Below are 12,713 nucleotides of genomic sequence, written 5' to 3' on the forward strand. Positions count from 1 at the left end.
CGTTCACCCCTGCAGCTCCAGCATTCGGTTCATCGCGATTTCGGCGAGCTCCTTTTCACGCTCTGTGACCTCGATGACGTTGCGTTCCCTGCCCGCGACCAGCTCTTCGAGCACCCAAGTGAGGTAGTTCGGGTCGATCTGGCGCATCGCGTTACAGTCCATGCAGGCGTCGCCACACAGCGGCAGGACGTTCACCTCTGGATACCAGCGATCGAGGTGGTTCGCCAGATGAATCTCGGTCCCGATCGCCCAGGTGTCGCCCGGATCGGCCCCCTCCACGACTTCGCAGATGGTGCTCGTCGACCCGACGACGTCCGCGGCCTCGACGACTTCGCGGCGACACTCCGGATGCACCACGACGTTTGCCTCGGGATGGTCCTCGCGCAGTTGATCGATATGACTCTCGCGGAACCGCTCGTGCACCTGGCAGTACCCATCCCAGAGGATAATATCGCTTTCGGCAACCTCCTCGGCGTCTTTCCCCTCGGGATCCCACGGATCCCAGTCGGCAGTCTCGTCTTCGAGGCCGAGTCGATGGGCCGTGTTCTCGCCGAGGTGTTTGTCGGGCAGGAACAGGACCTTGTCGCCCTTTTCGAGCGCCCACTCGAAAACGAGATGGGCGTTCGAGGACGTACAGATCGCGCCGCCGTGCTCCGCGGTAAACGCCTTCAGGTCTGCGTAGGAGTTCATGTACGTGATCGGGATGATCTCCTCGTCGGGCGCGGCCGCCGTGATCTCGGCCCACGCGGCGTCGACCTGCAGGGCTTCTGCCATCCCGGCCATCGGACAGGACGCCTCCATGCTCGGAAGGATAACGGTTTGATCGTCGTCGGTGATGATGTCCGCACTCTCGGCCATGAACGTGACGCCGCCGAAGATTACGTACTCGGCATCCGCGTTCGCGGCTTCCTTCGAGAGCTGGTAGGAATCACCGATGAAGTCGGCGTGTTCAACGATCTCCCGGCGCTGGTAGTTGTGGCCGAGGATCACGACATCGTCGCCCAGTTCGGACAGCGCGGCCTCAATGCGGTCTGTGCGCTCGGATTCGTCCAGTTCCCGATATCGTTCGGGCAACTGTTCGAGGTTGTCGTATTTGAAGAGACTCAGGTCGGTATCGATGTCTGCGGTTTCCATTCGTGGCACTAACTGACACCAGTGGTTACTTCGAACTTCAGAGTCGCCTTATGAAAAGATTTTCTTTTCAATCGCTCATTTCGGCTGCTTTCAGGAACTGGAATCCGCTATTTGAGACTGGGCTCCTGCAGACTGGCATCTGGACAAGTACGTGTTATAGGACGGGAGAATACGACAAAATACCACTCGGAGATGATTGTCGTGGAACTCGTTCTGGCTGAATCGGGGGGTGTCAGTTCCTGGTACAACCCCATGATTATGACTGTCTCACTCGTCACTCGACGTATGGCCGACGACAAAAAAGGACGGGACAAACAGGCCCACAACGCGGAGAAACGCCAACGACAGCGCGAACTCAGGGAAGCCCTGGAACGCGGCGACGAAACGGAACCGCTCTGGGAAGACGAATCGCTTCCGAAGGAGTGTCACCGGCGTGGCTGTGCCGCGGACCCCTCATTTATCGTCGTCGAGCGCTATCAGGAAGAAACAGGGCAGGGCGCAGTCGAGGCCGTCGCGTATCTCTGTCAGACACATACGCGTGAAGAATCGCCCGCAAACCTCGATCAGGCCTACCCGGAATATCAGTTCCGCATCGAGGCGCTACCGTAGAACTAGGAGGCGAATCGAATCAATGTGTTTCGAGGGGGCCTGTCCGCGGTGGTCGAGGCTCTCAGCGATCCCCGAATCAGTTGTCTTCTGACGTTTCTTCGACTTTCTTTTCGACCGTTTCCTCAACCTTCTCCTCGACTTTCTCTTCGACTTTCTTTTCGACTGTATCCTCGACTTTCTCTTCGGCCGTTTCTTCAGCTGTCTCTTCGACTTTCTGCTCGACTTTCTCTTCGACTTTCTCTTCGGCCGTTTCTTCAGCTGTCTCTTCGACTTTCTGCTCGACCGTCGCTTTGACCTTCTCGTCTGCGGTCTCTTCGACTTTCAGCTCGACGGTTTCTTCGACCTTCTCGTCGACTGTTTCCTCGACCTTTTGTTCGACTTTCTTGTCGACCGTATCTTCGACCTTCTCGTCGGCTGTCTGCTCAACCTTCTGCTCGACCGTTTCCTCGACCTTTTCGTCGACTGTCTCCTCGACCTTCTTTTCGGTCGTCTCCTCGACCTTCTGCTCGACGGTCTCATCCACTTTTTCGCCGACTGTTTCTTCAACGGTCTTTTCGACGGTCTCACCGACCTGCTCGCCGACTGCGTGCTGGACGTCTTCCTCGCGCGGCCGACGATCGACACGCTGGTTCACCTCGTCGATCTGGTTCCGGACGTCGTCGACCTCTTCTTCGACCTGTTTTTCGACGCGCTCGGAGACCTTCTGTTCGACCTCTTCTTGAACCTGTCTGGTCATCCAGTCCGGATCGAATCGACCCATCTTCCAGACGACGTGGATGACATACGAGGCGATGATACCGAGACCGAACGCGACGCCCGTCTCTGTGCCCACGAGCACAATAATAGCGATCGCCGCCAGCAAGAGGAGCCCGTAGGCCATGTCGACGAGGAAATCGATACGGTTCGGGTTCATTGTACACCACCAGTCAGAGCGAGATATGTTGAACTCATGGAATAGGTACTGTTTACAGTATTTACTTCCCCCAGATAGTAATAGTCAGTGATTCGTCGGGACTAAGCAAAACCGCAGGTTCTGCGAAGGTCGACAAGGCCATTCCCTCCTCGCTTCGCTCAACAGTTAATGTTCTCGTCGGAAACCGATGGCTGTGGACGACGAACCCGGAATCCTTTCGTCGTGCCCATCCCAATGCGAGCGTATGTTCACCGGTATCGTCGAGGAGACGGGCGAGATTGCCGCCCGGACCGAGACTGACGACGGTCTTCGACTCCGTATCGCGGGCGAAGTAGTCACCGAGAATCTGGCACACGGGCAGAGTATCAGCGTCAGTGGGGCCTGCCTAACGGTCGAGGAGTACGGTGACGACTGGTTCGAGACGTTCCTTGCCGCCGAAACCATCGAGAAGACGTATCTCGGAACGCTCGACGTGGGCGACGCCGTCAATCTCGAACGCGCCCTCGCGGCCGACGCGCGTCTCGACGGTCACTTCGTGCAGGGACACGTCGACGGTGTCGCCGAAGTCCGTGACAGCAGGCAGGTTGGCGAGGACTGGGAGTTCGAGTTTACCCTTCCGGAGGAGTTCGATCAGTACGTAGTCGAAAAAGGCTCGATTGCACTCGACGGGATCAGCCTCACGGTGGCGGATCGGACGGACGACTCCGTCACCATCGCCGTGATCCCGACGACGTACGACCTGACGACGCTTTCCGAGAAGTCGGTTGGAGATCCCGTCCACCTCGAAGTCGACGTTATCGCAAAGTACGCGGAACGCATGCTCGACGGCTACTAGAACTCCCAGTCGTCGACCGAGTCAGACTCCTGCCCGTTTTCAGTGCTGTCGAAAGACTTGCCCTCGGGCGATCCAGTGGCTCTATCCCCGGTGTCGGTCGATCCCGGTCCCTCGGCGGAGCCGGTTGCCGAGTCGCTTGGGGGGTCGGACGGTGTTCGCTGTGACGTGACTGCTACCGCTCCAGTCGATGTCGGCGCAGTGTGTGTCGGTCCGTCGAACTCGACCAGTTCGGGCATCGGAGCGCGATCGGGGTGGCCCGCTCCGACTGCCCGGTATGTGTCCTGATATCGTTTTAGCTTCAGGTACAGGAAGTACCCCGCGGCGATCTGGAACGTAACCACATAGATGACGACAGCCGAGAGCGAGGACAACGAGAGCGTTCCGACGAGCAAGGGCGGTACGACGCTCGCCCCGGTGTTGTAGGTGGCGTGGATAACGGCTGCCAGCAGGAGTCCTTTTGCAACCAGTGGGACTGCATGGTCCCGGTTGAACTTCGCCAGCCCGAGATAGAACCCGGCCAGAGCGGAGTAGATGACGTGGCCCGGTCCCGCAAGTGTTCTGGCAGCCGTCGTCCCCCCAGCGGTCTGTAGCACGTCCGCCGTTGTCGTCACCGATTCGAGCGGCCGGGTGATATAGAGCGCGTTCTCAATCGTCGCAAAACCGAGGCCCGCGACTGCCCCGTAGACCGCACCGTCGATCACGGCGTCGAAGCGATCATCCCGGTAGGCATACAGCCTGATCGCGAGGAGCTTTACCGTCTCCTCCACGGGGCCGACGACGAGGAAGAAAAACAGGACGAGCATGATCGGCGTCCCAACGACCTCCGCGCCGAGCGTCGCTGCGCCGACAACGTTGATAATCGTACTCCCGAGTTCGTTCAACAGCGCCGCGGCACCCGCGAGCACCATCGTGAGGAGGAAGGTCACGACGAGCAATGAGGCGGGTTCACCCGTCGTCACGTCGACGTGCCAGATGTAGGCGGCGATGAGCAGTGCGGGGACGACCGAAAGAACCACGAGTGCGGTAACCACTGGGTCGGTGACTGCATCGAGGTTGCCAAACTGGAACTCGGCGACGAGGACGAGCGCGGAGACGCCGATGACTGACGCGAGGGCGAGTCCAGCGGCCAACCACACGAGAAGTCGGTAGAACGTCCGTAGCCGATCTTCCGCCCCGACAAGCAGCCGATCTAGACGTGTTCGTGGCTCCCAGGATGAGACCTCGTAGAGATCGATGTCGTCGTCGGCGACACGCTCGACTGGCTCTCGCTCCATACACTCGACAACGAACGGGTGCGGGTTAGATGTTGGCCTACCCGAACTTCCCGGTGATATAATCCTCGACGCGCTGGTGTTTGGGATTCTCGAAGATCGTATTCGTGTCGTCGAACTCCACGAGCTGGCCGCCGGTGAGGAAGACTGCTGTCTTGTCGGAGATTCGCGCCGCCTGCTGCATGTTGTGTGTGACAACGACGACGGTGTAATCCTCCGATAGCTCGGCGATTAGGTCCTCGATCTGAGAGGTGGCGACGGGATCGAGCGCGCTTGCAGGCTCGTCCATGAGGATGACTTCTGGGTCCGGCGCGATCGCCCGGGCGATACAGAGACGTTGCTGCTGGCCCCCGGAGAGGTCGAGACCGCTCTTGTCGAGCTGGTCTTTTACTTCGTCCCACAGCGCAGCACGTTTCAGTGCCTGCTCGACGGCCTCGTCCATGTTCTCGGTCTGGCCCTTGATGCGCAGGCCGTAGGCGACGTTGTCGTAGATCGACTTGGGGAACGGGTTGGGCTTTTGAAACACCATCCCGATCTTGCGCCGGAGCGCGACGGGGTCGACATCGTCGTCGTAGATGTCCTTTCCACGAAACCGGAGGCTCCCGGTGATGTCGGCGGCGTCGACCAGATCGTTCATCCGGTTGATACAGCGCAGGAACGTGGACTTCCCACAGCCAGAGGGACCGATGATCGCCGTGACCTCCTTTTCCGGGAGGCCAACCGAAACCGGTTGTAGCGCCTGAATATCGCCGTACTGGACGACCAGCTCCTCGGCTTCGAGGATCGGGCTCCGTACGTCGGTGATCCACGGTTCCATCTCGTTGTCCGTTTCGGTGCCCAAACTCCGATCGGCGCTTTCCTCGTCAGTTTCCGTGTCGATCTCCGTCGCCGTCGTCGTACCGAGTGATGTGTCGCTCATTGGTTATGTTGGTGTATCGTACTTGTTACGGATATAGATCGCCGTCGCGTTCATCAGCAAGAGCACCGTCAGCAGCACAACGATCCCCGCCGCGGCGACGTGCTGGAACTCCGCTGCTGGCTGCTTGGCCCAGTCGAAGATCTGCATAGGCATCGCGGCAAACGCCCCGAGTGGACCGTCCGGCGGCGCGAACATCGCCGTCGCCGCGCCGATCAGCACCAGCGGTGCCGTCTCACCGATCGCCCGGGAGAGCGAGAGGATCATCCCGGTCATGATGCCCGGCAGGGCGTTCGGAAGCACCACGTTCCTGATCGTCTGCCAGCGCGTCGCGCCGACGCCGTAGGATGCGTTCCGCAGTGAGTCCGGAACCGCTCGTAACGCCTCCTGTGAGGAGACGATCACGATTGGTAGAATCAGCAGCGTCAGCGTTAGCGCACCCGCGAGCAGGCTCGATCCGGTGTTGAGCGCCCGGACGAAGATCGCCAGTCCGAGCAGGCCGTAGACGATCGAGGGGACGCCAGCGAGATTGGCGATGTTGGCGTTGATCAGTGTCGTCAACCAGTTGTCGCTGGCGTATTCTTCCAGATAGATTGCCGCACCGACACCGAGGAACACGGTAAACAGCGCGGTCATCGCGATCAGGTAGATCGAACCGATCAGCGCCGGGTAGATACCGGCCGGACGTGTATCGGGATCGGCATACAGCGCGGGATCGAAATTCTCGACGAACCGCGATGGTGGGTACGTCAGGAACTCCCAGGTCACCCATCCCCACGACTCGTAAATCACGTCTGCGATCAACGCGATCAGGGCGACGATACCGACCATCGTCGCCGACAGGCAGAGACCGACAAAGATCTTTCCGTACAGCCGTTTGCGCTGGACCTGTTCGCCTCCGTCGAGTGGGAAATCGTCGACGACTCCGCCGTCAGTTCGTGGTTTGTCGCTCATTGATACTCCTCCCTGTAGCGCGCTTTGATCGCCAGACTCAGCATGTTCATCGCCAGCGTCATCATGAACAGCGTCATGCCGACCGCAAAGAGGCTCTGATAGCCGACCGAGCCCACCGAGACGTCACCCATCCCGACGTTAACCATGTAGGATGTCATCGTCTGGATCGGTTCGAGTGGGTTCGCGGTGATCTGTGGCGTGATCCCTGCCGCCAGCGCGACCGCCATCGTCTCGCCGATCGCCCGCGAGATCGCGAGGATGTACGATGCCAGGATGCCCGACATCGCGGAGGGGACGACGATTCCGGTACTGACCTCGAATTTGGTCGCGCCGAGGCCGTAGCCCGCATTCCGCAACTCGTCCGGCACCGCGCTCATCGCGTCTTCCGACAGCGAGGAGACCATCGGGATGATCATGATTCCGACGACGATCGCCGCCGAGGCGGCGTTAAACGTCCCGGTCTGTGGGAAGACACGCTGGATGAGCGGCGTGATAAAGGACAGGGCGAAGAACCCGTAGACGATCGTCGGGACGCCAGCAAGCACTTCGAGTGTCGGCTTGATAATCGACCGAACACGAGCGCTCGCGTACTCGCTGAGGTAGATCGCCGTTGCCGTCCCGACCGGTAGAGCGACGATTGCCGATCCGACCGTAATCAGCAGTGTCCCGTAGACCAGCGAGAGCACACCGTAACTCGGTGGGTTACGCTGTGGCGACCACTCTGAACCGGTGTAAAACGTCACGATCGATACATCCGAAAAGAACGCCCATGCGCCGCGGAACAACACGACGATGATACCAACTGTGGTTAGTACTGACAGGAACGCACAGGCGAAAAACACCCACTTCACGAACGTATTTCGGCGCTGTTCGCTCGCTGTCCCCGCGTTCGTGAGCTCCGTGCTATCGCTGTAGGAATCCGCGCCCGCCATCAGCGTACCTCCTCGATCTTTGCTTCGAGTCGGTCCGATTCACGTTCGACGAGTGAGTCCGGGATCGGGTAGAACTTCACCCGTGGTGCGACCCGCTGTGTCCACGCGGGACTATCCGGGTCCTCGCGCCGGAAAAAGAACCGTGCGAACTCGCGGACGACATCGCGCTCAAGGTCGTTCACGTTGACGTAGATGTACATCGATCGCGAGAGCGGCGTGTAAGCGGGTCCGTCAGGGTCGTCCTCGAACGCCCGGGCCACCGTTTCGTCAGTCGGGATGACGCCGCCGTTGTCGTCATCGACCTCGATCAGCTTCAGGTCGTCCTCGTTCTCGTAAAAGTAGCCTGCACCCCCGAAGCCGAGGGCGTCCCTGTTTCCACTGACTCCTCGAACGATGACGTTCGTATCTGCCGTCTCGTTGTAATCCCGGCGAATGTTCCCCGGCTCATCGTTGATTGCTTCGGTGAAGTAATCGTAGGTCCCCGACGCCGAGTCACGGCCGTACAGCGAAATTTCCCTGTCGGGCCACTCGGAATCGAGATCACTCCACCGCTCTACATCGGAATCCTGCCGCCAGAGCCGGTGGAGCTGATCGACGGTCAACCGGTCGACTGGTCCATCAGGATGGGCCATGATCGCGATTCCGTCGAGGACGGCTTCGAGTTCGAGGAACTCGATGCCGTTTGCCTCTGCATCCGCACGCTCCTCGTCGGTAATTCGACGACTGGCGTTCTGTAGCGCGGTTTCACCGGCTATGAACTGCTGAAAGCCAGCGCCGGTTCCCGAGCCACGGACGGGGATCCGAACCCGGTTGTTTCGCCACTGGAACTCCTCGGCGACTGCGGCGGTGTGGGGCAACACCGTATTTGAGCCGTCGACGATGATCTCTCCGGTCAGGTCGCTTTCCTCACCGCGAGTGATACATCCCGAAAGCCCAGCCAGTCCGACAGAACCCGCAGCAAAAAGGAACCCACGGCGCGACGATCCGCGAGTTCGCTCACCAGACTCCCGGTGACTTGCCATCATCAGTACTGTGGTGATAGGAGGTCTAAATACCCTTCTATTATTAGTATATAGCACTATATAGAGATATGTTGGGAAATTCATCATATACTGTAGAGTGTCGAAAACACCATACAGAACACATTTAGCGCGACAATGGAATAGATGTCGACTCCATAGATAGGAGGTGTTTAGTATCGGCTACACTATCTACCCGTATGGAGACGCGGAAAGTCCAGATCACCGGCGGCTCGACGTACACGGTCTCACTTCCGAAGTCGTGGGCGACCGAGAACGACGTCGCCGCCGGGACGGAAGTCGAATTTCACGTCGAGGAAGACTCGCTTCTATTGACACCGAAGAGCGAGCGTGAACACACCGAGGGGACGCTTGACGTAACTGATCTCGAAGGGGATCAGCTGACGCGTGCCGTGATGACGATGTACGTTAGCGGGTTCGACCGAATCGCCCTCGAAGGCGCGGTGATCACGAGCGACCAGCGCCGCGCCATTCGAGGTGCTACACAGAGCCTGATCGGCGTCGAGGTACTCGAAGAGACCGGCGAGCGTGTCGTCCTACAGGATCTTCTCGACTCTTCGGAGCTGTCGATCACCAACGCTGTCACACGTATGCGCCTGATCGCCGAATCGATGCTTGCGGACGCCGTCACAGCACTCACCGAGAACGACGACGACCTCGCTCGTGACGTCATCCAGCGCGACGACGACGTCGATCGGCTCTGGTTCGTCGTCTCACGGACCTTCCGGGCAACCTTGCGCTCGGCGAGCGCGGCGACAGATCTCGGCCTCCCACGCGAGGACTGTTTCGATTACCACTCCAGCGCTCGCCAGCTCGAACGCAGCGCCGATCACGCCGCCAAGATCAGCCAGCTCACGCTCCAGCTCGACGATATTCCCGAGGCAGTCAGCGAGGAGATCGTCGAACTCCACGAGGATGCTGCCGGCATCATCGACGAGGCCATGGACGCGCTGCTGGCCGACGACAGTTCCCGGTCGAGCGAGATCGCCCACGAGGTCCGCGAGTCGATCCTTGGCCTCGACGAACAGACCCGCCGCATTCACGACAAACTCCGTCAGCTCGATCCCCACGAGGCACAGCTGCTGGGGATCATCGTCGATTCGCTCTCCCGCAGTGCGGACTACGGCGGCAACATCGCCGAGACGGCACTGCAGAAGGCCGCGCCGCGGCCGTGAGCAAGCGTGTTACCTCAGTCACATTCGACTGTTCGATCGAGCGAAGTACTCACATCTGAGCCGGACGCTGTAATCGTGATGTCGGCACCGCACTCGACCGACTCGAACGTGAGCGTTCGGCTCTCCCCGGCTGCGAGACTGATCTCCTCGTGTTGCTTTCCGACGCGTACTTCGACGTTGTCGAGTGTTACTCCGGGGGAAAATCGGTTGGTGAGCGTGAGCTCCAGCGTCGGTCCACCGTGGGCCGGTGCGGACGTCGCATTGTTCGCCGGAGCCGAGTCGTTGGCCACATCGTCCGGTGGCGCTGTCGTCTCGCTCGTCGAGTTGCCTACTCCGGACGAGTTATCGGCTACACTCGACTGATCTACCGTCTGTTCGATACTCAGGTACGCGTCCCCGTCATCGACGACCGCAACCTCGGTCGGTCGGTCGGCCGTCATCGCGCTGAACGCCCCGCTCGCGGAGACCAGCGATAGCGCGACCAGCAGTGCCACCGCCGCCACGAGAAACCGATGGTGTGCACTCATCGTTCGGCCACCTCCGGCGGTTCCTCGCGGGCCCCGACCCGCATTCGGTAGTGGTTGTCGTAGTAGTGGCCGAGCGCCGAAACGCCGAAGACGGTGACGAAAAAGACGTTCCAGGCGAACATCGAAAAGAACGTGAAGGGGACGACCCCGAGCCCGATCCCGACGAGACAGAGTCCACAGACTGCGGCCAGTCCGAGGTGATAGCTCCCCCATGGGATGCCGCGCTCGGGCAGGACGTCGACGTAGAAATCCGCGCTGGCGGCGGGTTCCGTGAGCCGGATAGTTCCCCGCTGGGCGTCGTACTCGACAAACCCGTATTCGTCCATCTTTGGTAGATGAAACTGTCGAAGCGCGTTCACCACCCGTTTGCGCTCCTGAGCGGTGAGTCGCTCCGGCGGCTTGTCGTACTCCCAGCCAGCGATCCGTTCAGCCAACTCACTCAGTTCGACCGGCTCGGGATGCCGTCCGTTGAATCCGTGCTGGCGCTTGAGATAGTGAATCGCGAACCGTCGTCGCCGGTTGCTCAACACCTCCAGTACGGAATCGCGCGAGAAATCGTGCTGAGCGATCGAAGCGTTCCGCGTGTTGCCTGACGTGTCGGAAGACGTGCTCATCACTCGTTAAAAGAGTTCAATGTGGTATCATTTTAGTATATTCAGCTAAACCGTGGTAACCTCATACAACAAATGACGAGAGTCTGACACGGATATGCGGACCGAGCAGTCGGTTCAGGATCAAAAAAGTGAGTGACCGCAGAAAATATGTTTGCCCAATAATATGATCCATTTGAAAAATTCTATGTGATTTCGGCGGTTCCGAGGACGAACCAGTATCATATCTTCCAGAAGGAACCGAAATCGATCGTACTGTCCTGAAGACACACACGATGGTATCAGTATCCTAACTGATTAGAAGAGGCCCTTTGTCCACTCTCCATAGACTCTATTGCCATAGTACAGGCGTTCTATCCGTCACTGCTGGTCGTATATTCCAAAGTGGGATACTGTGGTGTGATCCAATGCACGCCGGAGTTGATACGGTAGGACGAGACGAGCTGTCGAGCGTACCGGCGTACGACAATGACGGTGACAACACTATGGAACGACGCAAATTCGTAATCGGATTGGGGAGTGCAGCCGCAGGAGCAAGCGCGCTTGTGGGTAGTGGTGCGTTCAATGTTGCCCGTGCCGACCGTGAGATGACTGTCGAAGTCGTCGACGATGAGGATGCATATCTCGGGCTTGAAGCGACGAGTGCTTATTCGGAAATGGATGGCGGTCAGCTACGCGTTGCATTTGACGGGTCCATCGGAGGGCAGAATGGAGATGGGCTCAGTGAAAACGCAAACTACGTATTCACGGACGTATTCGCGATCCGAAATAACGGGACGGACACGATCAGTGTCACCCTGTCGGAGGAACTAGGTGCAATCACGTGGGACACGAACTACCCGCGTGCGTACTACTCATTCGACCAAATTGGCACTTCAAACGATGTGGATGGTGATGGTGATTTCACTGGTGGTACCGCAGCCGACGACGCGGATCTCAACCCAGGAGATAGGCTATTCGTTCACTTCGAGTTCGTCGGTCGCGAGGAGTCTGATCGGTTCGACCAAGGTGATGTCGATGACCCACCAGAGAACATCGGCATCTATACAGAGGTAACTGACTAGTTCTTACTTTCTGCTTAAGTAGGATAAAAACCGACTACCTAAACAATGAATCGAAGACGATTTCTCGGCGTAACTGCCGGGACAGCAGCTGGCTCTGCCCTCCTCGGGAGCGGAGCGTTCAACATCGCCCGCGTAGACCGGGGACTGGACGTCGAAGTTGTCAAAGACCAGCTCGCATACCTCAGTCTCAGCGAGACACCCGACGATCAGGGGCGATCGTATGAAGTCGGTGGTCAGGTTTTCCTCGAAATTCCAGGTATCCACGAGGAGGCGGACGCAGAGGGCGTCGGGATGGATTCCGAGTACTGGTTCGACGATATCCTTCAGATCACGAACCGGGGGACTGAAACGATCGAGGTGGATACGAAAATCGAGATGGATGACGGGATCGAGGTAACGCTATACGATTCCGACGACCCTGACAGAACACTGTTCACGGACGAACCATTCGTCCTGTCAGTCGGTGAGTCCATCACAGCTGGTCTGTACATCAACACGTTCGGCGTCAGTACTGGTTCGTACTCGGGAGAACTAACGATCGCCGGGGAGGCAACTGAAGACTGATCGGTCTTTTTTTCAACACCACCATTGTCCCCCGGCGCATGCAATATTGGCTGTCGAGCCAGAATATCTATCCTAACCATAGTATGTGGCATATATAAAAGAAATGTAAGGACGGTTCTGTAGTTGGGATGTCCTGTCTTGACCCGGAGGTGCGGCCACAAACTGGAC

General features: G+C 58.8%; 14 protein-coding genes. 5 read left to right on the forward strand and 9 right to left on the reverse strand.

The genetic code is table 11. The features are described 5' to 3' along the window. Window positions 1-3: 3 nt before the first annotated feature. The gene (nadA, locus tag AArcS_RS13290) at window positions 4-1,143 is read right to left on the reverse strand and encodes a quinolinate synthase NadA (RefSeq protein WP_375139614.1); all 1,140 of its coding nucleotides are present in this window, start codon (window positions 1,141-1,143) and stop codon (window positions 4-6) included. 276 nt (window positions 1,144-1,419) lie between these two features. On the opposite strand from nadA, the gene AArcS_RS13295 reads away from it, so the two are divergent. Further along, the gene (locus AArcS_RS13295) at window positions 1,420-1,743 is read left to right on the forward strand and encodes a hypothetical protein (protein WP_238477905.1); all 324 of its coding nucleotides are present in this window, start codon (window positions 1,420-1,422) and stop codon (window positions 1,741-1,743) included. Between the two features lie 76 nt (window positions 1,744-1,819). Here the strand turns inward: AArcS_RS13295 and AArcS_RS13300 are convergent, their stop codons facing one another. Continuing rightward, the gene (locus tag AArcS_RS13300) at window positions 1,820-2,656 is read right to left on the reverse strand and encodes a hypothetical protein (protein ID WP_238477906.1); all 837 of its coding nucleotides are present in this window, start codon (window positions 2,654-2,656) and stop codon (window positions 1,820-1,822) included. A gap of 244 nt (window positions 2,657-2,900) precedes the next feature. Here AArcS_RS13300 and AArcS_RS13305 point away from each other — a divergent pair, with 244 nt between their 5' ends. Continuing rightward, window positions 2,901-3,491 carry a riboflavin synthase gene (locus tag AArcS_RS13305; RefSeq protein WP_238477907.1) on the forward strand — a complete coding sequence of 197 codons (591 nt, stop codon included), beginning with the start codon at window positions 2,901-2,903 and terminating at the stop codon, window positions 3,489-3,491. Here the strand turns inward: AArcS_RS13305 and AArcS_RS13310 are convergent. The 5 genes from AArcS_RS13310 to AArcS_RS13330 all read right to left on the reverse strand — a co-directional run bounded on the left by AArcS_RS13310 (window position 3,488) and on the right by AArcS_RS13330 (window position 8,586). After that, complete coding sequence (locus tag AArcS_RS13310; protein WP_238477908.1) at window positions 3,488-4,765, reverse strand: PrsW family intramembrane metalloprotease; 1,278 nt, start codon at window positions 4,763-4,765, stop codon at window positions 3,488-3,490. The two genes, AArcS_RS13305 and AArcS_RS13310, sit on opposite strands and share 4 nt — an antisense overlap. Before the next feature lie 37 nt (window positions 4,766-4,802). After that, complete coding sequence (pstB, locus tag AArcS_RS13315) at window positions 4,803-5,579, reverse strand: phosphate ABC transporter ATP-binding protein PstB (protein ID WP_238480015.1); 777 nt, start codon at window positions 5,577-5,579, stop codon at window positions 4,803-4,805. A 105-nt stretch (window positions 5,580-5,684) separates the two neighbouring features. Continuing rightward, window positions 5,685-6,632 (reverse strand): phosphate ABC transporter permease PstA, encoded by a 948-nt coding sequence (pstA, locus tag AArcS_RS13320; RefSeq protein ID WP_238477909.1) that lies wholly within the window; start codon window positions 6,630-6,632, stop codon window positions 5,685-5,687. Next, the gene (gene pstC, locus AArcS_RS13325; protein ID WP_238477910.1) at window positions 6,629-7,564 is read right to left on the reverse strand and encodes a phosphate ABC transporter permease subunit PstC; all 936 of its coding nucleotides are present in this window, start codon (window positions 7,562-7,564) and stop codon (window positions 6,629-6,631) included. The genes pstA and pstC overlap by 4 nt, the downstream gene beginning before the upstream one ends. Further along, on the reverse strand, window positions 7,564-8,586 hold the full coding sequence (locus AArcS_RS13330) for a PstS family phosphate ABC transporter substrate-binding protein (RefSeq protein WP_445668776.1): 1,023 nt from the start codon (window positions 8,584-8,586) through the stop codon (window positions 7,564-7,566). The genes pstC and AArcS_RS13330 overlap by 1 nt, the downstream gene beginning before the upstream one ends. Window positions 8,587-8,783: 197 nt before the next feature. On the opposite strand from AArcS_RS13330, the gene AArcS_RS13335 reads away from it, so the two are divergent. Continuing rightward, entirely contained in the window at window positions 8,784-9,779 is a 996-nt protein-coding gene (locus tag AArcS_RS13335; protein ID WP_238477912.1) for a phosphate signaling complex PhoU family protein, read from the forward strand. Between the two features lie 14 nt (window positions 9,780-9,793). Here the strand turns inward: AArcS_RS13335 and AArcS_RS13340 are convergent, their stop codons facing one another. After that, on the reverse strand, window positions 9,794-10,306 hold the full coding sequence (locus AArcS_RS13340) for a hypothetical protein (RefSeq protein ID WP_238477913.1): 513 nt from the start codon (window positions 10,304-10,306) through the stop codon (window positions 9,794-9,796). Then, window positions 10,303-10,920, reverse strand: a complete 618-nt coding sequence (locus AArcS_RS13345; RefSeq protein ID WP_238477914.1) for a DUF7344 domain-containing protein — start codon at window positions 10,918-10,920, stop codon at window positions 10,303-10,305. The genes AArcS_RS13340 and AArcS_RS13345 overlap by 4 nt, the downstream gene beginning before the upstream one ends. 482 nt (window positions 10,921-11,402) lie before the next feature. Here AArcS_RS13345 and AArcS_RS13350 point away from each other — a divergent pair, with 482 nt between their 5' ends. Then, complete coding sequence (locus tag AArcS_RS13350) at window positions 11,403-11,981, forward strand: DUF1102 domain-containing protein (RefSeq protein WP_238477915.1); 579 nt, start codon at window positions 11,403-11,405, stop codon at window positions 11,979-11,981. A gap of 45 nt (window positions 11,982-12,026) precedes the next feature. Then, entirely contained in the window at window positions 12,027-12,545 is a 519-nt protein-coding gene (locus AArcS_RS13355) for a DUF1102 domain-containing protein (protein ID WP_238477916.1), read from the forward strand. Window positions 12,546-12,713: the final 168 nt, after the last annotated feature.

This window comes from Natranaeroarchaeum sulfidigenes (genome assembly GCF_017094485.1).
GTDB lineage: Archaea > Halobacteriota > Halobacteria > Halobacteriales > Natronoarchaeaceae > Natranaeroarchaeum > Natranaeroarchaeum sulfidigenes.

What these genes read in the sequence shown, in the direction of transcription:
- AArcS_RS13295 (WP_238477905.1), top strand. Translation starts at nt 1,420, where the DNA reads ATGGCCGACGACAAAAAAGGACGGGACAAACAGGCCCACAACGCGGAG.
- AArcS_RS13300 (WP_238477906.1), bottom strand. Translation starts at nt 2,656, where the DNA reads ATGAACCCGAACCGTATCGATTTCCTCGTCGACATGGCCTACGGGCTC.
- AArcS_RS13305 (WP_238477907.1), top strand. Translation starts at nt 2,901, where the DNA reads ATGTTCACCGGTATCGTCGAGGAGACGGGCGAGATTGCCGCCCGGACC.
- AArcS_RS13310 (WP_238477908.1), bottom strand. Translation starts at nt 4,765, where the DNA reads ATGGAGCGAGAGCCAGTCGAGCGTGTCGCCGACGACGACATCGATCTC.
- pstB (WP_238480015.1), bottom strand. Translation starts at nt 5,579, where the DNA reads ATGGAACCGTGGATCACCGACGTACGGAGCCCGATCCTCGAAGCCGAG.
- pstA (WP_238477909.1), bottom strand. Translation starts at nt 6,632, where the DNA reads ATGAGCGACAAACCACGAACTGACGGCGGAGTCGTCGACGATTTCCCA.
- pstC (WP_238477910.1), bottom strand. Translation starts at nt 7,564, where the DNA reads ATGGCGGGCGCGGATTCCTACAGCGATAGCACGGAGCTCACGAACGCG.
- AArcS_RS13330 (WP_445668776.1), bottom strand. Translation starts at nt 8,586, where the DNA reads ATGGCAAGTCACCGGGAGTCTGGTGAGCGAACTCGCGGATCGTCGCGC.
- AArcS_RS13335 (WP_238477912.1), top strand. Translation starts at nt 8,784, where the DNA reads ATGGAGACGCGGAAAGTCCAGATCACCGGCGGCTCGACGTACACGGTC.
- AArcS_RS13340 (WP_238477913.1), bottom strand. Translation starts at nt 10,306, where the DNA reads ATGAGTGCACACCATCGGTTTCTCGTGGCGGCGGTGGCACTGCTGGTC.
- AArcS_RS13345 (WP_238477914.1), bottom strand. Translation starts at nt 10,920, where the DNA reads ATGAGCACGTCTTCCGACACGTCAGGCAACACGCGGAACGCTTCGATC.
- AArcS_RS13350 (WP_238477915.1), top strand. Translation starts at nt 11,403, where the DNA reads ATGGAACGACGCAAATTCGTAATCGGATTGGGGAGTGCAGCCGCAGGA.
- AArcS_RS13355 (WP_238477916.1), top strand. Translation starts at nt 12,027, where the DNA reads ATGAATCGAAGACGATTTCTCGGCGTAACTGCCGGGACAGCAGCTGGC.